Source organism: Gardnerella rara (assembly GCF_055452355.1).
In genome coordinates this window covers 93,211-114,515 of sequence record NZ_JBVBJP010000002.1, presented here as the reverse complement: position 1 = coordinate 114,515, position 21,305 = coordinate 93,211, and the positions used below count along the sequence as shown (strand labels likewise).

General features: G+C 45.5%; 18 protein-coding genes. 11 read left to right on the top strand and 7 right to left on the bottom strand.

The features are described 5' to 3' along the window. The first annotated feature begins 57 nt into the window (after window positions 1–57). The 4 genes from ACZ0NX_RS02200 (at window position 58) to rpiA (ending at window position 4,821) form a co-directional block, all read left to right on the top strand. Entirely contained in the window at window positions 58–1,191 is a 1,134-nt protein-coding gene (locus tag ACZ0NX_RS02200; RefSeq protein WP_060786870.1) for a diacylglycerol/lipid kinase family protein, read from the top strand. 30 nt (window positions 1,192–1,221) lie between these two features. Beyond that, window positions 1,222–2,895 (top strand): phosphoglucomutase (alpha-D-glucose-1,6-bisphosphate-dependent), encoded by a 1,674-nt coding sequence (pgm, locus tag ACZ0NX_RS02195; protein ID WP_464405249.1) that lies wholly within the window; start codon window positions 1,222–1,224, stop codon window positions 2,893–2,895. Between the two features lie 117 nt (window positions 2,896–3,012). After that, window positions 3,013–3,978 (top strand): ribonuclease H family protein, encoded by a 966-nt coding sequence (locus ACZ0NX_RS02190; protein ID WP_464405247.1) that lies wholly within the window; start codon window positions 3,013–3,015, stop codon window positions 3,976–3,978. A 144-nt stretch (window positions 3,979–4,122) separates the two neighbouring features. Beyond that, entirely contained in the window at window positions 4,123–4,821 is a 699-nt protein-coding gene (rpiA, locus tag ACZ0NX_RS02185; protein WP_016635466.1) for a ribose-5-phosphate isomerase RpiA, read from the top strand. A 251-nt stretch (window positions 4,822–5,072) separates the two neighbouring features. Here rpiA and ACZ0NX_RS02180 read toward each other — a convergent pair whose 3' ends face one another. Both ACZ0NX_RS02180 and ACZ0NX_RS02175 read right to left on the bottom strand, forming a co-directional pair. Beyond that, complete coding sequence (locus ACZ0NX_RS02180; RefSeq protein WP_004268639.1) at window positions 5,073–5,162, bottom strand: 30S ribosomal protein bS22; 90 nt, start codon at window positions 5,160–5,162, stop codon at window positions 5,073–5,075. 136 nt (window positions 5,163–5,298) lie between these two features. Next, the gene (locus tag ACZ0NX_RS02175) at window positions 5,299–5,931 is read right to left on the bottom strand and encodes a hypothetical protein (protein ID WP_464405245.1); all 633 of its coding nucleotides are present in this window, start codon (window positions 5,929–5,931) and stop codon (window positions 5,299–5,301) included. Window positions 5,932–6,022: 91 nt separating this feature from the next. Here ACZ0NX_RS02175 and radA point away from each other — a divergent pair, with 91 nt between their 5' ends. The 4 genes from radA to ACZ0NX_RS02155 all read left to right on the top strand — a co-directional run bounded on the left by radA (window position 6,023) and on the right by ACZ0NX_RS02155 (window position 11,141). Next, window positions 6,023–7,480: a DNA repair protein RadA gene (gene radA, locus ACZ0NX_RS02170; protein ID WP_464405243.1), complete on the top strand. Its 1,458-nt coding sequence runs from the start codon at window positions 6,023–6,025 to the stop codon at window positions 7,478–7,480. Between the two features lie 9 nt (window positions 7,481–7,489). After that, window positions 7,490–9,007, top strand: coding sequence for an adenosylhomocysteinase (locus tag ACZ0NX_RS02165; RefSeq protein WP_464405241.1), 1,518 nt, complete (start codon window positions 7,490–7,492; stop codon window positions 9,005–9,007). 90 nt (window positions 9,008–9,097) lie between these two features. Then, a complete protein-coding gene (locus ACZ0NX_RS02160) occupies window positions 9,098–10,519 on the top strand; it encodes an amidohydrolase family protein (RefSeq protein ID WP_060786852.1) in 1,422 nt (473 codons plus the stop codon). Between the two features lie 94 nt (window positions 10,520–10,613). Continuing rightward, complete coding sequence (locus ACZ0NX_RS02155) at window positions 10,614–11,141, top strand: cupin domain-containing protein (protein WP_464405239.1); 528 nt, start codon at window positions 10,614–10,616, stop codon at window positions 11,139–11,141. Between the two features lie 17 nt (window positions 11,142–11,158). Here the strand turns inward: ACZ0NX_RS02155 and ACZ0NX_RS02150 are convergent, their stop codons facing one another. Further along, complete coding sequence (locus tag ACZ0NX_RS02150; protein WP_464405237.1) at window positions 11,159–12,010, bottom strand: 5'-methylthioadenosine/S-adenosylhomocysteine nucleosidase family protein; 852 nt, start codon at window positions 12,008–12,010, stop codon at window positions 11,159–11,161. Window positions 12,011–12,384: 374 nt separating this feature from the next. On the opposite strand from ACZ0NX_RS02150, the gene ACZ0NX_RS02145 reads away from it, so the two are divergent. The 3 genes from ACZ0NX_RS02145 (at window position 12,385) to ACZ0NX_RS02135 (ending at window position 15,129) form a co-directional block, all read left to right on the top strand. Further along, the gene (locus ACZ0NX_RS02145) at window positions 12,385–13,254 is read left to right on the top strand and encodes an ABC transporter substrate-binding protein (protein WP_464405235.1); all 870 of its coding nucleotides are present in this window, start codon (window positions 12,385–12,387) and stop codon (window positions 13,252–13,254) included. Between the two features lie 175 nt (window positions 13,255–13,429). Beyond that, a complete protein-coding gene (locus ACZ0NX_RS02140) occupies window positions 13,430–14,323 on the top strand; it encodes an amino acid ABC transporter permease (RefSeq protein ID WP_464405233.1) in 894 nt (297 codons plus the stop codon). Next, window positions 14,323–15,129 (top strand): amino acid ABC transporter ATP-binding protein, encoded by an 807-nt coding sequence (locus ACZ0NX_RS02135; protein WP_464405231.1) that lies wholly within the window; start codon window positions 14,323–14,325, stop codon window positions 15,127–15,129. The genes ACZ0NX_RS02140 and ACZ0NX_RS02135 overlap by 1 nt, the downstream gene beginning before the upstream one ends. Here ACZ0NX_RS02135 and ribF read toward each other — a convergent pair. The 4 genes from ribF to infB all read right to left on the bottom strand — a co-directional run bounded on the left by ribF (window position 15,115) and on the right by infB (window position 21,160). Continuing rightward, window positions 15,115–16,392, bottom strand: coding sequence for a bifunctional riboflavin kinase/FMN adenylyltransferase (gene ribF / locus ACZ0NX_RS02130; RefSeq protein WP_060786847.1), 1,278 nt, complete (start codon window positions 16,390–16,392; stop codon window positions 15,115–15,117). The genes ACZ0NX_RS02135 and ribF overlap by 15 nt on opposite strands. Before the next feature lie 107 nt (window positions 16,393–16,499). Then, the gene (gene truB / locus ACZ0NX_RS02125; protein WP_464405229.1) at window positions 16,500–17,714 is read right to left on the bottom strand and encodes a tRNA pseudouridine(55) synthase TruB; all 1,215 of its coding nucleotides are present in this window, start codon (window positions 17,712–17,714) and stop codon (window positions 16,500–16,502) included. Then, on the bottom strand, window positions 17,707–18,243 hold the full coding sequence (rbfA, locus tag ACZ0NX_RS02120; protein WP_464405227.1) for a 30S ribosome-binding factor RbfA: 537 nt from the start codon (window positions 18,241–18,243) through the stop codon (window positions 17,707–17,709). The genes truB and rbfA overlap by 8 nt, the downstream gene beginning before the upstream one ends. 1 nt (window position 18,244) lies before the next feature. Continuing rightward, complete coding sequence (infB, locus tag ACZ0NX_RS02115) at window positions 18,245–21,160, bottom strand: translation initiation factor IF-2 (protein WP_415688983.1); 2,916 nt, start codon at window positions 21,158–21,160, stop codon at window positions 18,245–18,247. Between the last annotated feature and the right edge of the window lie 145 nt (window positions 21,161–21,305).

The following is a 21,305-nucleotide window of genomic DNA, read 5'->3' as shown; positions in this document are numbered from 1 at the left end:
TGACAATTATTAGAAAAATAATGCCCACAACTCGAATATATGTGCAAAAATGAGAATATGCCAGATATGCCAATTCAAGCAACAATTGCGTTAATGGTGATTGTTTTTGCGCTAGTTTTTGCGCCATTCGTCATTATGATAGTCGCGCGCGCCTTGAAAAAGCAGTATTTAGCCGAAAAATTATCGGAAAGGCACGAAGACAGCGTTCACTACGCTTTTATACTTAATCCTTCTAAACCACAAGCCGAACAATACCGAAAAAGCATTAAAGATTACTGCGCTTCCAACGATTTTACGTACGAAATAATAGATACGCAGCTTAACAAGGATGGGCGCGAATGCGCGCTAGAAGCACTGAAAAATGGCGCAAACGTTGTTGTTGCTGTTGGCGGAGATGGCACTGTTAGAACGGTTGCGAGCGCAGTTAGCGGAACAAACCACGCTATGGGAATTATTCCAATCGGCACGGGAAATCTGTTTGCACGAAATATGGGGATTCCAGTAGACGATGTTCAAGCCGCGCTAAAAGTGGCCACTAGCCATGGTTCTAGGTTTGTTGACGTTGGTCGCGTTTTTATACTCGACAAGCCATACGAAGATCATGGTCACGCATTTTTGATTATTGCGGGAATTGGATTCGACGCGCTTATGATAGACGACACTAATCCCGCGCTTAAAAAGAACATAAGCTGGCTGGCGTACTTTGTTGCAGGCGTTAAGCACTTGTTTGCGCCAAAATACCGCGGAGACGTTACTTTTACGCGCACAGATGGAACGGATTACACAGCTAAATCAATATCTTTCCGAACTCTTATGGCTGGAAACTGTGGACAAATTCCAATGTTTTCGCTTATGCCAGATGCCGCTTACGACGACGGCATACTCGACTTTGAGGTTATTGACACTTCTGGCGGATTAATTGGATGGGCTAACTTATTTGGAGATGTTGTGCATCAAACGGTTACAGGCAAAGCGCAACAAAGCCCACTTTCAACAAACTCCAAAATTGACCAATCGCAGGGGCTGGAGGCCATTGTAAAGCTTGAGCGATCTGCTCCAGTGCAGGTTGATGGAGATATTTTGGGATACACAAAACACCTGCGTTTTAGTGTAGATAAACGAGCATTATGCGTACGCGTGCCGCAAAGTCTGCAATCTTCTTTAACCCAAAATAACGCTGACTTACATTAAAATACCGCCGCCGTGGCAAAATAAAAAATTATGGTAGCAAAAAATGCGGGAATGCCCGCCACCCCAGAAGATCTAGTAGACGTTGACGCTTTAATTGGCGCTTACTACGATGAAGTTCCAAATTCCAACATTCCAGAACAGCGCGTGATTTTCGGCACGTCTGGTCACCGTGGTTCTGCTTTAAAAACTTCGTTTAACGAAGCTCATATTGTGGCAATTACGCAAGCAATTGCTGAATATCGCAAGAGCGCTGGCGTTAATGGCCCACTTTATATTGGTAGAGACACACACGCTCTTTCGGAGCCTGCTCAAAAAACAGCAATTGAGGTTTTGGTTGCTAACGGAGTTCACGTTCGCGTGGATTCCCGCGGCGACTTTGTGCCAACACCTGTTGTGTCGCAAGCAATTTTGACGCACAACCGCGCAGCAGATGGCACTCAGCGCTTTAGCGGAGACGGATTGGCCGACGGCATCGTCGTTACTCCTTCGCACAATCCTCCAACCGACGGCGGTTTTAAGTACGACCCTGTAACTGGCGGCCCTGCCCCAGCAGACGTAACTAATGCGATTGCAAACCGCGCAAACGAATTGCTCGACAACTACAAGTCCATTAAGCGCGTGCCTTTTGAAGAGGCAATTAAGTCTGACTTAGTAGAAGGCTTCGATTACCGCGAACACTACGTTAGCGACTTGGCAAACGTTATTGACTTTGATGTAATTCGCTCTAGCGGCGTGCGCTTGGGAATTGATCCTTTGGGCGGCGCAAGCGTAAACTATTGGCCACTTATGAACGAAAAGTACGGCCTGAATATTGGCGTTGTGCGCCCAGACGTAGATCCAACTTGGCGATTTATGACCATTGACCACGACGGCAAGATTCGTATGGATCCAAGCTCCCCTTACGCAATGAAGGGATTGGTTGATCAGCTTAATGCTGGCGCTTGGGATAAGTACGATTTGGTTGGCGGCACCGATCCAGATGCCGACCGCCACGGAATTGTGTGCCCTAACTGGGGTGTTATGAATCCAAACCACTACATTGCAGTGTGCGTGGAATACTTGTTCGGCGGCGCTCGCCCAGATTGGCCAAAGAACACAGCAATTGGCAAGACACTTGTGTCTTCTTCCTTGATTGACCGCGTGGCTGCTTCGATTAACGCAAAGCTTGTGGAAGTTCCTGTTGGCTTTAAGTGGTTTGTTGACCCACTCTTTAGTGGCGAAGTTGCTTTCGGCGGCGAGGAAAGCTCTGGCATGAGCTTCTTGCGCAAAGACGGCCGCGTTTGGACCACCGATAAAGATGGTTTGATTCCTGATTTGCTCGCTGCAGAAATCACTGCAAAGACTGGCAAGAACCCAGCTCAGCTCCATCAAGATCAGGTTGCTCGCTTTGGCGAAAGCTGGTACAAGCGCGTGGATACTCCAACAACGCTTGAGCAAAAGCAAAAGTTTGCATCTCTAAGCGGCAGCGACGTTGAAGCCACTAAGCTTGCTGGCGAAGATATTACTGCAAAGCTTACGGAAGCTCCAGGAAACGGCGCAAAGATTGGCGGCTTAAAGGTTACAACCGAAAACAATTGGTTCGCTGCTCGCCCATCTGGCACCGAAAACATTTACAAGGTGTACGCTGAATCCTTCGTTTCTCCAGAAGCGCTAGATAAGGTGCTTGAAGAAGCTACTGCCGTAGTAGACAAGGCTTTGGCGTAAGGCTTTGGCGCGACTAGTTAAAGTTAAACACATTAGTCGAAGTTGATTTGCGATTAATTCGCTTTTATATCTGCGCTGGTTGCTAATGCGGCCAGCGCATTTTTGAAAGGTTTTGCAATGATTGTTGTTTCTACCGATGGGTCCGCACTTGGAAACCCAAACGGATCAATGGGCTGGGCTTGGGCAGATCACTTAGATAATCTAGGCAATGCTAGCGAACACAATCACAGTGGAAATGCAGACGCAGGAGGTGCAACTAATGGCACTAATCAAATTGGCGAATTATGTGCTGTTCTGGAAGCTTTGCGCGCACACCCTGGAAGTGAGCCTTTAACAATCGAAAGCGACTCGCAATATGCGATTAACTGTGCAACCACTTGGATTCACGGTTGGAAAAAGAACGGTTGGAAGAACTCCAAAAAAGAGCCTGTAAAAAACGCAGATTTAATCCGCGCGATTGATGCAGAAATTTGCAATCGAAAAGGCCCTGTTAAGTTCGTTTGGGTTAAGGGTCATGCTGGAAACGCTGGAAACGAAAAGGTTGACAATCTTGCTAGAACTTACGCCGAAGATTGCCGCAGCAAATTGAAGGATGGATATTTGCCATTAGAAGGATGGAAATCGTTGATTTCTTCTGAATATTCAGATGGTGTTGATGTTCCGCAAGACGCAAAAATGCTGTTGGATGGCACAATTTCTAGTAGCGAATATCACATTGGCAGATGCGTTGGAAAAAGTGTGAATCCAGATTTTGATTGCAAAAACGCCGAGGATTCTAAAGCCGAGAACACTAAAGTCGATAACACTAAAGCCGAGCAGATAACGCGTGAAACAAAGTGTGAAACAACACAGGAATCAGCTTGCGAAGCGCATAAAAAATCAGATGCAAAAGTGGAATATAAACCAGTACCAGGGCTAAGCGTTAGTGGCGTTCTGCAATTTAGCCCCGCTCCACAAACAAGCTCCAACTTTGACGGAAATCCCCGATTTATAACGGGCAACATACAGTTAAGCGGATACGTTATGCCAGATGGCACTTTTAAACTAGACCCAACCGAGTTCTACATTAAGACTACGCGCTAATACTCACTAAACGCGCAATAATCTTAACGCAGACTAATATGTAATATGTATGAAATAGATGCGATTAGATAATCGCTAAAAATGGCGCAGTATCGCACAAAATCGCGCGATATTAGCCTGCCAAAGGCAAGAAAGTAGGCACAAATGGATAAAGCACAACAAGACGCGCTAAAGAAGGCCGCTGGAATTGAAGCTGCAAAAATCGTACAAAATGGCATGATGGTTGGACTCGGAACAGGATCCACCGTTCGTTTTTTGGTAGATGAGCTTGGTCGCCGAGTTAAAGAAGAAGGCTTAAGCTTTACGGGAGTTACCACTTCTCGCCGTACGCAAGAGCAGGCAGAAAGCTACGGAATTAAGATTCTTGATATTAACGATGTTGACCATATTGACGTTACGATTGATGGATCGGACGAAGTAGACAAAAACTTTAACGGAATTAAGGGCGGCGGCGCAGCTCTTCTTTGGGAAAAGATTGTTGCAATCAACTCCGATCGCATTGTGTGGATTGTAGACGCAAGCAAGGTTGTAGACACAATCGGCAAGTTCCCACTCCCAGTTGAGGTAATTCCATTTGGCTCCGCACAGGTTATTCGCAAGTTTGAAAAGCGCGGATACAAGCCAGTTTTGCGCTTGGATGCCAATGGCAAAGAGGTACGCACAGACGAGAATAACTTTGTTGTTGACTTGCACTTGGAGCGCATTGATCACCCACAGGAGCTTGCTAAAGATTTAATTGAAACTGTTGGCGTTGTTGAGCATGGATTGTTCCTTAACATGGTTGATACTGTGATTGTTGGCGATCCAAATGGCCCTCGCACGCTTACAAACCCAAATAAGTAAACGCATAATCTAATATTTAACCAATCATTTCCCGAGAATGTACGTAAAATCCACTGTTTTACGTACATTTTCGGGAAATTTTTTACAGTCGTCAATCAGGGTAATCGCGATAATCCTCAAGCGCAATAATCCTCAAGCGCAATAATCCTCAAGCGCAATAATCCTCAAGCGCAATAAAAAAAAAGCGCCGGAAAAATCCAACGCTTTTAAAAGTGTTACGTGCCCAAACGGGCAGGCGCGCCAAGCAGCTATTACTTACGCTGATGACGAGTCTTACGCAGCAGTTTGCGGTGCTTCTTCTTGCTCATCCGCTTGCGGCGCTTCTTGATGACAGAACCCATCTGAAGCCTCCATTCATATGTAAAGTGTGCAACTTGCCTAATGTTACACCGTTTTAACGACTTTGAAAAATCCTAAAGCAAAATTTTATAAAAACACATGCAAAACACATGCAAAACGGCTTATATTAGCGCAAATTTACATTGGGAATTGCTTGTAGAATCTTTCAACAGACTGCTTTGAGCCAGTTATCTCAAAAACGGAGGTATCGTTCTGCCAAACAGCACTAGCCTTCGATTTATTGCCTGACTCTGTTTTTAGCACATAGCTTCCAGTGGTTTTGCCAGAAACTTGAATCTTTCCAGACGCAACATCTACGCCACTTAATCCATCTACCAAAAGTTCGTACTGCTTGTTTGCTAAATCGCGGCTGCTCCACTGAGCAACAACTAGCGAAATATCACTCCCAGATTCACCCGTAGAATACTTAACTGTATATTCTTCTAGCGGAGAAGCAGAAGACCATTTTGCGCTGGCAGCAGCATCAACACGCGCAAAATCAAGAACGGTATCTGGCATAGATTTTAAAAGTGCGGTAGACGTGCTAGGCAAATCCTTAGCCTTAATAGAAGGCGTTTTAGCAGAAGACACATGCGTTTTAGCATCTTGTGCAGCTTGCTGGCGATTTAACGCCCACCCTGGCCAAACAAATGCAGAAACAATTGCCAAAACAACAACTATTGCGGCAACAACAATCACCTTACGCAAGTTATTATGAGATGCCGAAAAACCTTTAGATGAAGTAGAAGAATTATTCGCATAAAAATTCATTTTTTTACCCCAATAATGCCGTTAATCATAATTGGATTATCTCACAAAACTATGACGGTAAAATGTCTACAAATGCGGCTAGCGTCAAATCATGGCTGCAAAATCTTCTACTTACTACTTATGCTCCGAATGCGGTTGGAGCGGATCAAAATGGTACGGACGCTGCCCAGAATGTGGCGAATGGGGTACGTTAAGCGAGTTTAGCGAGCCAAAGGTGCAAAGTGGCGTCTCCAAAACTTTAAGATCTGCTAGAAATTCTAGAAGCGCAAAAGCTAACGCGATTGCCGCATTAAACCTTGATTCTAGCGTAGACGCACAGCCAATTAGCAGCATTCAAGCAGACAATGGAATTAGAATACACACGGGATTTAGCGAATTTGACCGCGTTTTAGGCGGAGGGCTTGTTCCAGGGTCTGTAACACTTATAGCAGGCGAACCAGGAATCGGAAAATCCACCTTGCTTTTGGAAACCGCTGGAAAAGTGGCCAATGCTTGCAGCAAAATCGCAGAAGTTAGCAGAAACGAATCCCAAAAAGGCATAGTCCTGTATATTTCTGGAGAAGAGTCAAAGTCTCAAGTAAAATTGCGCGCGTCACGCATAAACGCCATAAGTCAAAATCTTCTTCTTGCTAGCACAACAGACTTAAACACAGCTTTAGCGCTAATCGAAAAGTATAAGCCAACTCTTGCAATTGTTGACTCAGCACAAACCATTGTTTCTAGCGATGTTGAGGGCATTACAGGAGGCTCCACTCAAGTTCGAGAAGTAGCTAGTGCACTTATTGACGTTGCTAAAACATGTAATATTCCAGTGCTTTTAGTTGGTCACGTTACAAAAGACGGCTCGATTGCAGGCCCGCGCACACTTGAACACCTTGTAGACACTGTTTGCCAGTTTGAAGGAGACAGTCAAACCGCTTTGCGCATGCTTCGCGCTGTTAAAAATCGTTTTGGGCCTACAGACGAAGTTGGCTGCTTCGATATGAGTGGATGTGGCATTGAAGAAGTTCTAGATCCTTCTGGCCTGTTTTTGTCTTCTAACGAGGATTGCAAAAACGAAGGCACATGCGTAACACTTACTTTAGAAGGCAATCGAAGCCTTGCTATTGAGATTCAGGCGCTTGTTACAAACTCTGTTTTGCCTGCCCCTAGACGTGCAGTTTCTGGAGTAGATGCAAACAGAATTGCCATGCTTACCGCAGTTTTGTATAGGCATGGAGGATTGAATCTTCTTGCCAAAGATCTTTATGTTTCTACGATTGCTGGAGCAAAGGCAAAAGAGCCTGCTTGCGATTTAGCAATAGTGGCGGCCCTTGCAAGCGCAGCAAAGAATAAGCCAGTTTTGCCATTTACGTGCGCAATTGGTGAGATTAGCTTAACTGGCCAAGTTCGCTCGGCTTCTAGAATGGAAACTAGACTTAAAGAGGCGGCCAGAATTGGCTATAAGCGTGCGATTGTTTGCCGTTTGCAAAAAAAGATTCATGTTGCAGGAATTGATGTAATTGAGGTAAATAATCTTAAAGAAGCGTTGAGCGCGCTGGGATTGTAGGAGATAAATATGGTGGACTTTAGCCAATGGGCTGCGTTTACTTCGCAAAAAACTAATCGCTCGCTTGCAGGTTCGCGAGTGTTTATTGAAGATGTAATTGATGAGAACAACAGTGATAACTGCGATAACATCAACAACAGCAATGTGCAAAAATTCCTGCAAAGCACGCAATCTTGGGGAATAATTCCTGTAGATTCTAAGGAAGACGCTGATTTTTGCGTAAAAATCTGCCAAAAAAACCTAGAGACCACTATAGACGCGCCTAAATTAAGCGGAAAAGACGCCATTGACTACGCGCAAAGCCACATGCCAGTAATGCGCACGCTACTTAATGATTTACAAGAAAATGGTCTTAATTTAAAAGGCGTTAGAATAGCCGTTTGCCTTGTGCTGGAGCCAAAAACAGCCGCATTGCTAAGAGAGTTGCACGCGCATGGCGCTATTGTGGGCGTTTTTTGCGGCCCAGACGAAACAGATCAGCGAGTGGCAGATCAGCTTAAAAAAGAGGGCATTTTGGTGCAGGCAAATCGCGAGTGGACACCTGAGCAAACACACCAAGGCGCACTAAATCTTCTAGACGATATACAGCCAGACATAATAATCGACGATGGTGCTAGCTTTGCCCGCCTAGCAAGCCTGGAGCGCCCGCAAATCGCAGCAAATCTAATAGGCATTGCAGAAGAAACAACAAGCGGAGTGCGCGCATTTGAAGCAATGCAAAAAGCGGGTCACCTGCACTACCCTGTAATCGCAGTGAATAACAGCGCTTTAAAAACTGATTTTGACAATCGTCACGGCACTGGCGAAACATGCGTTACAACAATGCAGCAAATTCTTGGAAGCGAATGCTTTAAAAACGCTAAAGTAACCGTTGTTGGATACGGGCCAGTGGGCCGTGGATTTGCATTAAGAATACGCGCTCTGGGCGCAAAAGTTACAATCTGCGACACTAACCCAGTTCAAGCTTTGCGCGCAGTTTTCGACGGATTTGAAGCTAAAAATCTTGATTGTGCTGTTAAAGAAAGCAATATGATTGTTTCTGCAACTGGCGTTCGTCACACAATTACATTGCAACACATGCAGAGCATGCAAGAAAACGCGATTTTGGCTGTTATTGGTGGAATTGCAAACGAGATTGCACTAGACGAAATCCCTGATTTTAAGCCGATTGTTGGAACCGCGCAAAGAAAAATCCAAGTTCCGTTAGGCCCGCAAATTACGTTAATAAGCGAAGGAGACGGAACTAACTACACAACTGGCGGCGGAAACCCAATTGAGATTATGGACTTTAGCTTTGCTGTTCAAGTGAGCGCGGTTGCGTATTTGCTAGAGCACAATGGCAATAACAATAACAATAATGACAACGAAAATCGACTTGATTCTGGAATCTACCAACTTCCAGAAAGCTCCGATAGGCAAATAGCAAGCATCGCACTGGCAAAACGCGGATATAGCGCAAGCGAAGCCAATAAAAACAACGGCTACAAGTGGGATTTAACGCGATTTGCGGAAGAAAAAGCCAATTAACTAAAATCAATTAACCAAAACATAATAAATCTAGGCAATAATAGAATAAAAACAACAAAAGTAGTACAACATAATTCCTTAAGGAACACAATGCTTACAGACCCAATACGCGCACTCGCACACCCAACACCACTTAGCGAAGTTACACTATACAGCGCAGCAATGGTTATTCCAGTAACGGGGCCAATAATCCCCGAAGGTGCTGTTGCTGTATCTAACGGGCGCGTTGTGCACGTTGGAACACGTCAATGGGTTTTAAACACGCTAAAAAGTGAGATGCCTAGCGAATCGTATATGCAAATGTTTAGAAACGAGAAGCATTGGCATGGGCTTATGACGCCAGGCCTTATAAACGCTCACACGCATTTGCAATACACAAACATGGCGAGCGTAGGTCGCGCAGAATATAGAAATTTCCACGATTGGGAACAGGGATTCAACGTTGTTTACGACAAATTGCACGAAGATAAGCAGCAAAACCCTTCTTTAACTACGTGGAAAGATTCCGCATACAAAGGCGCAAGAATGATGGTGGAAGCTGGCACAACCGCAGCCGCCGATATTGTAACCGACATTGAAGCCGTTGGCGCACTTGCAAGCCAGGGAATGCACGGAATTGCCTATTGGGAGGTAATGGGCTGGAAAAACGTTGACTGGAAGGAAGAAGGCTACGCTAAGCTGCTAGAGATGCTTGGCAAAATGATGAACAACGGCAGCATACCGAGTATAGGTATTAGCCCACATGCACCTTATAGCCTAGAAACCGAGCCATTTGTGGACTTGCCAGACATTGCGCGTCAGCTAAATATGCGCTTGCATATACACCTTGCAGAAACGCCAATGGAGGCGGGAAACCACGCAGATACCTTAACTACGTATTCTGCTCCAGATTGGAATAGCAATGTTTGGGAAAGCTATAGCGAACTTAAATCGCACGGAATGACGGCATCCGCAATACAATTTTTGGATCAGCTTGGGTCTTTGGGGCCAGACGTTCATATTGCGCATGGCGTTTGGGCAGACGGCGAAGACCGCAGGATCTTGCGCCAGCGCGGAGTTGGCGTGGCACTTTGCCCAAGATCCAATCGCATTACGGTTACCGAGCGAGACGCGCCAATTCGCGACTATATGGAAGAAGGAAATCTGCTTTCGATTGGCACGGATTCGCTATCTTCTTCCCCATCTTTAGATGTTTTAGACGATGCTGCAAAAGTCTACGACTTAGCAACAGCGCAGGGCTATAGAAAAGATGATTTAACGCATCGCATTATTCGCATGCTCACTTTAGGAGGAGCCAGCGTTATGGGCTTGCATGTAGGCCCGCACAGAATTGGACAGATTAATGCTGGAGCCACGGCAGACCTTGCATTCTTTAACATTCCAACCGATACAAACTCTCCGCAAGGTGTGGAAGAGACTTTGCACAATTTTGTTCGCCACGGCGCAGGAAGTGCAAAAGCAACAGTAATATCGGGAAATCTTGTGTACAATAATGGCGCTTTTGCGCAATAACACTTGCGCAATAACACTTGACTAATATCAATGCAAATATAAGTCAACACATATAAGTCAACACAAAATAAAACAGTAAATATCAGGAGATATTATGAGCGTCAATGCAGAAGATATGAGCGATTACGCTAAAAATCTTGTTAAAGAATTGCACCTAGAAGCCCACCCCGAAGGCGGATGGTACACTCGCGATTGGCAAGCAGCGCAGTTATATAGCGCAAACAACGCAGATGCGAGCGCAAACAACGCGCAAATTGACGAAAACTCTAGTGCAAACGCGCCAAGACCACTTGCATCGCTTATTTACTTTCTTTTACCAGCTGGCGATTCAAGCGCGTGGCATAAAGTTGATGCAGACGAGATTTGGCTTTGGCATGGGCCAGCAAATCTTATGATTGAGCTTGGCGGTTGCGGCGTAAATCCTTGTGCAGAGGCAAATTCGCAGAGCTTTACACTTGGAAACATTAAAGATGGCAGCGGCTTATCTACGCGCGGTCACCTTGTGATTCCTGCTGGAACATGGCAACGAACTGTGCCTAGTAACGCAGATGTATTAGTTTCTTGCGTTGTAAGCCCTGGTTTTACTTTTAGCGGATTTAATTTAGCGCCTAAAAACGAGTAACTACTTTAAAGCGCAATCTACTTTAAAAGCGCGTTCAAAACGCTCAAAGTTAAGCTTCCAGCGCGATTTGCTGCAAGAACTAAATCGTCTTTATGCGCATCAACCGACTCGTATGATTCTCCACAGCGATTGCTCATTGCTCGAATCGCAAGGAACGGCACGCCATTTTTAGCTGCAATATGTGCTGCAGCAGCGCCTTCCATCTCTTCGCAATCGCCAAAAACCTCTTTGCGAACTGCGTCTAGAATCTTTGGATCTGTGTTAAATTGGTCGCTTGTTGCAATGTTTCCGCAAACATAAGCAACGCCATTTTCGCTCTTGTTGGCAGCGCTTTGCTTAAAAGTCGCACAAGAATCGCAAGCAGCCGAAGATAATTCTTGCAAAGACTTTTCAAGCCTAAATCCCAATAGCCTCGCCTGATTTGCTGCTAAATTGCACAGCTTTGAATCCGATTCAAAAACGGCCTTATACGGAGAGCACTCGGCAATAATTTGAGTATTTGTTTCTAGATAGTGAAGATTCTTGCCTATAACAACATCTCCAACACCAAGACGAGGGTTTAAAGCGCCCGCAATTCCGCTAAAAATCAACACTTGCGGCTTGGCTTCAATTATAAGAGCCTGGGCAGCTGCAGCCGCTGCACACTTTCCCATTCCAGCAACGCATATTGTAAGAATCGCGCTATTTTCTTTGTTATTAGAGGCGATTTTACCTTGAATAAAAGTAACACCGTAATCTTGCCAAGACTTATATTCACCATTAAATGCTTGCAAAATAGGCTGAGCTTCTTTTTGAAGAGCCACTATAACAGCGAGGCTTAAAAGATTGCTAAAATCGCCAGAATTACCGATTGAAAATTCCTTTTGCATAGTCTCCCCTAAAAATAAGTTCAATAAATCTAATCTAATAAAATCTAACAAAATCAAATATAGTCAAACACAGTCAAATACTTATGATTCTAAAATCATAAAGGCACTTCAACACACCGCAACACACCGCAACACACCGATTGCAACCACCGCTTAACATTTACAAAATTAAACATAAATAAGCAACCATTACACCACTAAATCAACAAACTATAGCACGTTATAAGCAATCGCGATAACAATTCTGTAGCAATTAAGCCTTAAATGCTTCTATCGTCTTATAAACTATCAAATGTACAACCGCAAAACCTCGATTATAAATCTAATAAAAATTACAATAACAAGGCTTTGCGTAAAGATGCGAAGGAGAAAAAATGGCTATTTTCGTACATAACAACTTGCACACTAACCGCGTAGCAGCAACAGCTACAAAGATTGCAGCAGCAGCATTAGCAGTGGCAGCAATGGTTAGCACAGCAGCATGCGGAAGCCAAAACGCACAAGATTCAAACCAAAAGACGATTACGCCAGGCGTTTTGACAATCGGCACAGCTCAGCCAACTTACACACCATGGATGTACGACAACAAGCCAGAAAACGGTAAAGGATACGAGTCCGCAGTAGCATACGCCGTTGCAAAGAAGCTTGGCTACAGCAAAGACAAGGTTAAGTGGGTTCGCACAACCTTCGATTCCGCAGTAACTCCAGGTCCAAAGGACTTTGATTTTAACCTTCAGCAGTTCTCCATTACCGAAGAACGCAAGAAGGCTGTAGACTTTTCACCAAGCTACTACAACGCAACTCAGGGTGTTGTAGTTAAAAAAGACAGCAAATTTGCTAACGCAAAGACTTTGGCAGATCTTAAAACAGCTACGATTGGCGCAATGGTTGGAACAACAAGCTACAGCTTTGCTAAAGACAAGATTAAGAGCGATATTCAGACCTTTAACGATAACGACGCTTTGGTTCAGGCTCTTGACTCTAAGCAAATCGACGCACTTGTGATTGATACTCCATCTTCTGTAAACATTGTTCGCAGCAAGCAGGTTAAAGATGGCATTGTTCTTGGCCAAATTGCTGGTTCGGAAGATAAAGAAGGAACTGGCCTTGTGCTTCCAAAGGGCTCTAAGCTTACGGCAGACGTTACTAAAGCTGTAAATGCGCTAGAAAAAGATGGTACTTTAAAGAAGCTCCAAGAAAAGTGGCTTGCAGAGTACACAACTAACGTGCCAGTTTTAAAGTAAATTGATCTAAATTAAATCAAACAAAATAGATTAAAAATAGATCAAAATAAATAAAAATCGTACCATCCTCATTACCAATGCGCATTATTGTAAGCAACTTGTAACCCAATCGTCACATAAAAGTGCTTACAATAGTGCGTATCATTCATTATGTCGAAAGGCTTGAGTGCCGCCAATGACAGTACTTAACGGCAATGCATTAGACAGCGAATCAAACAACGCTGGAGAATACGTTTTAAGCAATATCGAGCTTGAGCGTAGGTCAATCCGCAAAAAACAGAATCTTAAATCTGTTTTAACAAGCATAATAAGCACTTTGGTTCTGTTGGGCGTGTGCATTGCAGCGCTTGCAATGAGCCCTGGTTGGCCAAGAGTACGCGAAACGTTCTTTTCTGGCAAGTACTTTATGCTATCTTTGCCTTCTGTTTTGCAAGGCTTAATGCTTAACTTGCAAGTGCTTGTATTTGCCGTAATCGGCGTTGCAATACTTGGAACTTTAATTGCTATTATTCGAACAAGCGTAAGCCCAATGCTTTTCCCTCTGCGAGCTATAGCGCAATTCTACACAACCATTATGCGCGGCATACCAATGCTTGTTGTTCTTTACTTAATTGGCTTTGGCATACCAGGCTTGCAGCTGTTTGGGCGAATTCCGCCAGCAATACTTGGCACGATTGCTATTGTTATGAGCTACTCCGCATACGTTGGCGAGGTATTGCGCGCAGGCTTTGAAGACGTGCATCCATCTATGCGAGCATCCGCAAGGTCGCTTGGCTTAACATCTGGTCAAACTGTGCGATTAGTGGTTATTCCACTCGGCTTAAGAAAAGTGGCTCCTGCCTTAATGAACGACTTTATATCCATGCAAAAAGACGCAGGTCTTATATCGGTTTTGGGCGCTGTAGACGCAGTTCGAGCTGCTCAAATATCTGTTGCAACTTCTTATAACTTCACTCCATACGTTGTAGCAAGCGTTGTGTTTATAGCATTGAGTATTCCATTTATTGTTCTAAACGACTGGTATACAGCAAGGCTACGCAAGCGCGAGCTTAACGGAGGAACCGTGTGATGAATAACGTAACAAATCAAAAGGTAAATCAGCAAATGAGCGATCAAACAAATGCAAATGATTACACGGCTTCAACCCCCGTTTTGCGCCTAAGCAACATTCGTAAATCATATAATTCAACACCTGTTCTTAAGGGTATTTCTTTTGATATTGCGCCTCACGAAGTTGTGGCACTTTTAGGGCCTTCTGGAAGCGGCAAATCTACTCTTATGAAGTGCATTAATCTGCTTGAGCGAGTAGATGACGGCCAGGTCTGGCTTGGAAACACAGACATTACCGACCCGCGCATAAATCAAGATAAAATTAGGTCTCAGATTGGCGTTGTGTTCCAGCAATTCAATCTTTTTACGCATATGAGCGTTTTAGATAACGTAACTCTTGCTGCACGCAAAGTTCACCATTGGAGCAAAGATCGCGCAGAAAGCCGCGCAATGGAGCTTCTATCTAGGATTAAGCTAGAAAATAAAGCAAAGTCCTACCCAGATCAGCTTTCGGGAGGCCAGCAGCAGCGAGTGGCAATTGCGCGCGCACTTATGACCAGCCCGCAGCTTTTGCTTTTAGACGAGATTACGTCTGCGCTAGACCCAATGCTAGTTGGCGAAGTTCTAGACATGGTTGCGGAGCTAAAGCAGCAAGGAACAACCATTTTAATGGCCACTCACGAGATGCATTTTGCGCACGAAGCTGCCGACAGGGTGGTTTTGCTTAGAAATGGCGTTGTTGCAGAAAACGGCACACCATACGAGGTTATGGACGCCTGCAGCGACCCAGAAACGCAAAGCTTCTTTAAATCATTCCGACACTAGAGCGCGTGTTTGCTCAACGTCTTTGCTAATAGCGTCTTTAAGCTGCTCTTGCGATTCAAAAGCCTGCTGAGGGCGCAAGAAGCGCGCAAATTCAATGCAAACCCTGTGCCCGTATAAATCTTGAATCTTATCTGTTAGAGCATACGCTTCAACAGTGCGATTTTGGGCAGCGCGACTGGACTCTTGCTCTTCTAGAGTGTAATCGTAAGCATCCGCGCTATTTGCTGCGTCATCTTTAAAAGTAGGATTAGTGCCAACGGAAATCGCAGCTGGCCAGCGCCAAGGCGAATGCACTCCAAGATGAAGCTCATCTTTACGCAAAACACCCACGCTAGGAATGTTGCTGCAAGAAGAAGTGCCATTTTGCTCGTCTGCATCTAAATCAACAATCCAGCCAGCGTAAACGCCATCAACTGGAACATAGCCATCAATGCGCTCGCCAAGATTTACAGTTGGGAACCCAATTTGGTGGCCTCGCCCAGCTCCGTGAACAACAATGCCTTCTACCCTATGCGGCTGGCCAAGAATATCTCCAGCGTCTCTAACTCTGCCATTTGCAAGCATCCAGCGCACATTTGTAGAGCTCCAAGCACGAACCTTTTTATTTGGAATGCCTTTGCTCCAAGCGCGATATTCCGCCTTATTCATGCCTTCTGCTGGATTCTTTGGCTCCCCACTTTCTTCGGGAACTTCTGGAACAATTGGGTCTGGAACGCGAACGTCTCCTGGACCAAAATCTTCTACAACAACAAGATTAAAAACGCCTGTAGCTTGCGCAAGCTCTTTAATTGCGTGAACATTGCCAGCCCTTCTAGCACCAAGAGCTGCATCCGAGCCTAAAACAAGCGCGCGCATACCAAGCTTTCCAACCAGCTGACCAAGGAAGAACCTATACGATTTTGCCGCAAAAGCCAGGCTGTATCTAACAATAATAACGTGATCAACATCCATCTGTTGCAAAACCCTAAGACGTTGACGAACACTTGTTAGCGCCTGAGAGTCTACTGGAATTTGCGCATTATCGCCAAAGTCGTCGAATAAATCTGGATTCTCGTGCACAACACTTGGACGCGGATCAAACATTATAACAACTGAAAATGCGTTGTTTTTTCGCGCAATCTCCACTGTTCGCGCAATAACCTTACGATGCCCAAGATGCATTCCGTCAAATACGCCTATTGTAACGACTGCCTTACGCTGAGCGCTTAATGTTGGCCAATTAATCATGCCGTTGGCATCTGGTCGAATGTCGATGACCTTCATCATATCCTTACTGTTCGCAAGAGCTGCAAATACTGGTATCGCTTTATTTTTAGATGCCGCTTTGCTTGAGCCCCTATTTTCACACTATTTACTATTTTACCAGCAAACTAGCTTTGCACAAATACTACAATTGGTTTAGCTTCTATAAGATTTGAATTTTTTTCGATTTTTTCGATTTTTTCGATTGTTGTTGGAATTTTGGCTTGAGATATAGAAACCGTTCTGCTTAAATCTTCGGTTGCTTGCGATTTTTGGGCGGTCTGCAAAACAGCAACAACGTCGTTTTGCTCATCTTTTGCGGCTTTTACATACGCAATCGCATTGCTTGCGCTAATAGCAGGAATTGCAATCTTTCTACCAAATCGCAAGTCTTTAGCTTGATTTTCGCTTACTTCTACCACTTGCATTGTTGATTTTGCTGCTTCAAACATGCTGAGCAAATTGGTTTGCAAATCGTAGTTTTTATCGCCATTAGACTCGCTATTGGACTCGCTATTGGACTCGCCAGCATGTTCGCCAGCATGCCCGCCAAGTGTAGCCAAATCAACAATAGCCTTTGTGCGCGTTTTCGTAACGCCATTTTTGTCTGTAAACGTGCGAACTGTAGTCTTAAGCTTAAGCACGCGACTATCTTCTACCGAAAAATCGCCAATCTGCGTTCGCCTAAGGCTCACCAAATGGCCTCCAATGCCAAGAACACGCCCTAAATCGCGAGCCAACGCACGAATATAGGTTCCGCTAGAGCAAGAAACGCTTGCACGCACGTCAATAACCTTTGCGCCGCTTACGCCCACGCCAAAATGCGCATCAAGCAGCGAAAAATCGTGAATAACAACCTCTCGAGGCTCTAAATGCACGTCCTTGCCTGCGCGCGCTAAATCGTAGGCGCGAACACCATTTATTTTTATAGCCGAAAAAGCCGTTGGCGCTTGCATAATCGAGCCAGTAAAATTCTTGGCAACCGTGCAGCGCAATTCTTTAAGAACTTCATCAATATTTGCGTGGTTTGAGCTTAGAATGCCACTCTCATTCTTTGCGCTTTCTACAACATCTCCGTCTGCATCATCCGTATTAGTTGATTCACCAAGACGAATCACAGCCTCGTATGTTTTATTATGACCAAGCAAATAGTTTAGCAAACGAGTGGCGTTACCAAATCCAATGATTAAAAGACCAGTGGCCATTGGATCGAGAGTTCCAGCGTGACCCACGCGCTTAGTGTGCAGCAGGCCACGCGCACAAGATACAACATCGTGGCTGGTAACGCCTTTTGGCTTATCTACTAGCAAAATGCCAGAAGATGGCAATTTAGAATTACTCATTGCCCTCGTTAAAGTCGCTGTTAAAGTCGCCGTCTTCAAAGTCGTTATCTTCATCAGAGTCGCCGTCTTCAAAGTCGTCGTCAAATTCCTCGTCTTCACGCGGCTTTTTGTACGGATCTGCTTCTCCAGCGTATTTAGCTGTTTCTCGCGCTTTAGCTAACTCCTTATCGCGCTTACGCGCCGCAACCAAAATGTCTTCAATCTCGTGAGCTTCGCTAGGAACCTCATCGTAAACAAATTGGATTTGAGGCGTTAATCGCAAGCCTGCTTTAGCTCCAACTAAAGTGCGCAAACGACCCTTAGCTTGCTGCAAAGCCTGATTTGCGCGCATGCGCTCACCCTGCTCTTTTCCAGCAGTGCCAAGCTGCGTCCAATACACTTTGGCGATTTGCAAATCGTTAGTAACCCTTACTTCTGTAATAGTAACGTTAGCAAGTCGCTTATCATGCAAATGCGATTCCATATTGGACGCAATAACTCTGTGAATCAAAGCCGCAATTCGCGCGGCTCTAGGGTTTGTTCCAGCCATACTACTTGCGCTCAATCTGCTTCATCTCAAAGGTTTCGATTATATCGCCAAGCTCAATGTCGTTAAAGCTACCAAGGTTGATGCCTGCCTCGTAGCCTTCGCTAACGGACTGAACGTCATCCTTAAACCTGCGCAAAGTGGAGATTTCAAGATCGTTAACGGTTGCAACGCCGTTTCGCAAAATACGGCACTTTGTACCACGCTTAACTTCGCCATCTTGAACCATAACGCCAGCAATATTGCCAAACTTGGACGAGCGGAAGATTTCGCGAATCTCGGAATGAGATGTAACAACCTCTTCAAACTCTGGCTTAAGCATACCCTTCAAAGCAGCTTCAATATCTTCGATTGCCTTGTAAATAACCGAGTAGTACTTAACTTCAACGCCTTCGCGATCTGCCAAGTCTGCAACCTGGCGATTAGGACGCACGTTAAAGCCAATAATAACGGCCTTATCAACTGTTGCAAGGTTAACATCGTTTTGCGTAATCGCGCCAACACCACGGTGAATAACCTGAATTCCAACTTCGTCGGAAACCTCAATCTTCATTAAGGAGTCTTCCAAAGCCTCAACGGAGCCAGAAGAATCACCCTTAATAACAATGTTAAGCATATCCACTTCGGACTTAGCAAACTGTTCCTTAAGGCTTTCAAGAGAAACAACCTTGCGGCGCTTTGCAAGCTGAGCCGCACGCTCCGTAGCCTGACGCTTTTCTGCAATCTGGCGAGCAGAACGATCGTCGGAAGTAACCAAGAACAAATCTCCTGCAGTTGGAACAGAAGTCAAACCAAGCACCTGAACTGGAGTGGAAGGACCTGCATCTTGCAAGTGATTGCCATTTTCGTCGAGCATTGCTCGAACGCGGCCATAAGACGTGCCTGCAACAATGGAATCTCCAACTTTAAGAGTTCCCTGCTGAACAAGAACCGTAGCAACAGCACCGCGGCCTTTATCCAAACGAGCTTCAACGGTTGCACCGCGAGCATCCATGTTTGGATTTGCCTTAGGATCAAGCTCTGCATCGGTAGTCAAAAGAACAGCCTCAAGAAGCTTATCTACGTTGGTTCCTTGCTTTGCGGAAATATCCACAAACATTGTGTCGCCGCCGTATTCTTCTGGCACAAGACCGTACTCTGTAAGCTGGCCGCGCACCTTATCTGGGTTTGCTCCAGCAACATCAATCTTGTTTACTGCCACAACAATCGGCACGTGAGCAGCCTGCGCGTGGTTAATTGCCTCAACAGTTTGAGGCATAACGCCGTCGTCTGCTGCAACAACAAGAATTGCAACGTCTGTAAGCTCTGCGCCTCGAGCACGCATAGCTGTAAATGCTTCGTGGCCTGGAGTATCCAAGAACGTAATCTTGCGCTTGTCGCCGTCCAAAGTAACTGTAACCTGGTAAGCGCCGATGCGCTGCGTAATACCGCCAGCCTCACGCGCTATAACATTGGACTTGCGAATTGTATCGAGCAAACGAGTTTTACCGTGATCAACGTGGCCCATAACAGTAACAACTGGAGGACGCGTTACAAGATTATCGTCTTCTTGGAGCTCTTCTTCGTCTAAGTCAATGTCAAACTGCTGAAGAAGCTCTTTATCTTCCTCTTCTGCAGAAACAAGGTTAATATTCCAGCCGATTTCTTCGCCAAGAATCTGGAATGTTGTTTCATCCAAAGACTGCGTAGCTGTGGCCATTTCTCCAAGGTGGAACAAAACAGTAACCAAAGCTGCTGGATTTACATCAATCTTTTCTGCCAAATCAGAAAGCGTTGCTCCCTGGCGAAGGCGGATTGTAGCGCCATTACCAGAAGGAATACGCACGCCACCAATAACTGGTGCTTTAAGCTCTTCGTATTCCCTGCGCTTTGCAAGACGATTCTTACGAGCCTTAGAGGACTTTCCGCCCTGGCGACCAAACGCACCTGCAGCTCCTGCGCGACCGCGACCACCTCTAGATGGGCCAGCATTTGGAGCGCCTGCGGCTGCAGCCTGGAAGCTTGCCGCTTGATTTGCGTTAAAGCGCGACTCTGCAGATGGGCGAGAATTTGCTCCGCCGCCATTTGCGCCGCCTGAACGATGCGAACCTTGCCACTGCGAAGAACGATTTGCGCTGCCATTCGCGCCGCCCTGGCGATTTCCGCCACGACCGCGACCGCGACCGCCGCCATTTCCATTGCCGCCATTAGCGCCGCCAGCACCTGGCTTTGCTCCGCGAGCATTCTCTGCAGCCGCACCTGGGCGCGACATTGGGTGTGGACGAGGTATGTCTCCTGGTGTAGGCGCACGCATACCTTGCTTTCGGCTAAACGGATTGTTTCCTGGGCGAGGAGCAGACCCTGCGCCAGCGCCTTGGTGTGGACGAGGACGAGGAGGCATTTGTGCGGAACGATCTTGCTTAGCAGCACGAGATTCTGCGCCTCCGCGCTTTTCTGCACCGCGCTTTGAATCGCCAGCCTTTGAAGAATTATTAGGTTTTGCGCCACCAGCCGAAGGCTTAGGAGCTACAGAAGTCGAAGTGGAAGACCCATTAGAAGCCTTATTTACATCATGATTATCACGCGATTTTTGCGCAGAATTCTGATTTACAGAAGACTTTTGTTCAGACTTTTTTTGTTCAGACTTTTGATTGGTCTTATTTTCGGCATTTTGATCATGCGCTTGCGGCTTTACGCTAGATGCAGAACCTGCAACTTTATTGGACGCGTGCTCAGCACTCTTAGGCGCAGAAGCCTTCGACTCGTTCTTTGCTGCAGGAGCCGAAGACCCAAATTCCGTCTTTAAGCGGCGCACAACAGGAGCCTCAACGGTTGAAGATGCGGATTTTACAAATTCACCCATGCTCTTCAAACGCTCTAATACGGTTTTGCTATCTACGCCAAATTCCTTGGCCAATTCGTATACACGCTTTTTTACCACTCAGTGTTCTCCTCAGTCTGCGGCAGCGCATACGAACGCAGCCACTTTATATTGTTATAAGATTCTTACTCTTATGCTTTTTATTTAGATATCTCATAGCGCGATATCTCATCGTGTAACCATGATTTCAACCATGATTTTGTAC

Coding starts and splice junctions, on each gene's coding strand:
- ACZ0NX_RS02155 (WP_464405239.1), top strand. CDS start 10,614: ATGAGCGTCAATGCAGAAGATATGAGCGATTACGCTAAAAATCTTGTT.
- ACZ0NX_RS02160 (WP_060786852.1), top strand. CDS start 9,098: ATGCTTACAGACCCAATACGCGCACTCGCACACCCAACACCACTTAGC.
- ACZ0NX_RS02190 (WP_464405247.1), top strand. CDS start 3,013: ATGATTGTTGTTTCTACCGATGGGTCCGCACTTGGAAACCCAAACGGA.
- ACZ0NX_RS02200 (WP_060786870.1), top strand. CDS start 58: ATGCCAGATATGCCAATTCAAGCAACAATTGCGTTAATGGTGATTGTT.
- rbfA (WP_464405227.1), bottom strand. CDS start 18,243: ATGGCTGGAACAAACCCTAGAGCCGCGCGAATTGCGGCTTTGATTCAC.
- ribF (WP_060786847.1), bottom strand. CDS start 16,392: ATGAAGGTCATCGACATTCGACCAGATGCCAACGGCATGATTAATTGG.
- radA (WP_464405243.1), top strand. CDS start 6,023: ATGGCTGCAAAATCTTCTACTTACTACTTATGCTCCGAATGCGGTTGG.
- ACZ0NX_RS02135 (WP_464405231.1), top strand. CDS start 14,323: ATGAATAACGTAACAAATCAAAAGGTAAATCAGCAAATGAGCGATCAA.
- ACZ0NX_RS02180 (WP_004268639.1), bottom strand. CDS start 5,162: ATGGGTTCTGTCATCAAGAAGCGCCGCAAGCGGATGAGCAAGAAGAAG.
- ACZ0NX_RS02145 (WP_464405235.1), top strand. CDS start 12,385: ATGGCTATTTTCGTACATAACAACTTGCACACTAACCGCGTAGCAGCA.
- ACZ0NX_RS02165 (WP_464405241.1), top strand. CDS start 7,490: ATGGTGGACTTTAGCCAATGGGCTGCGTTTACTTCGCAAAAAACTAAT.
- rpiA (WP_016635466.1), top strand. CDS start 4,123: ATGGATAAAGCACAACAAGACGCGCTAAAGAAGGCCGCTGGAATTGAA.
- ACZ0NX_RS02175 (WP_464405245.1), bottom strand. CDS start 5,931: ATGAATTTTTATGCGAATAATTCTTCTACTTCATCTAAAGGTTTTTCG.
- ACZ0NX_RS02150 (WP_464405237.1), bottom strand. CDS start 12,010: ATGCAAAAGGAATTTTCAATCGGTAATTCTGGCGATTTTAGCAATCTT.
- pgm (WP_464405249.1), top strand. CDS start 1,222: ATGGTAGCAAAAAATGCGGGAATGCCCGCCACCCCAGAAGATCTAGTA.
- ACZ0NX_RS02140 (WP_464405233.1), top strand. CDS start 13,430: ATGACAGTACTTAACGGCAATGCATTAGACAGCGAATCAAACAACGCT.
- truB (WP_464405229.1), bottom strand. CDS start 17,714: ATGAGTAATTCTAAATTGCCATCTTCTGGCATTTTGCTAGTAGATAAG.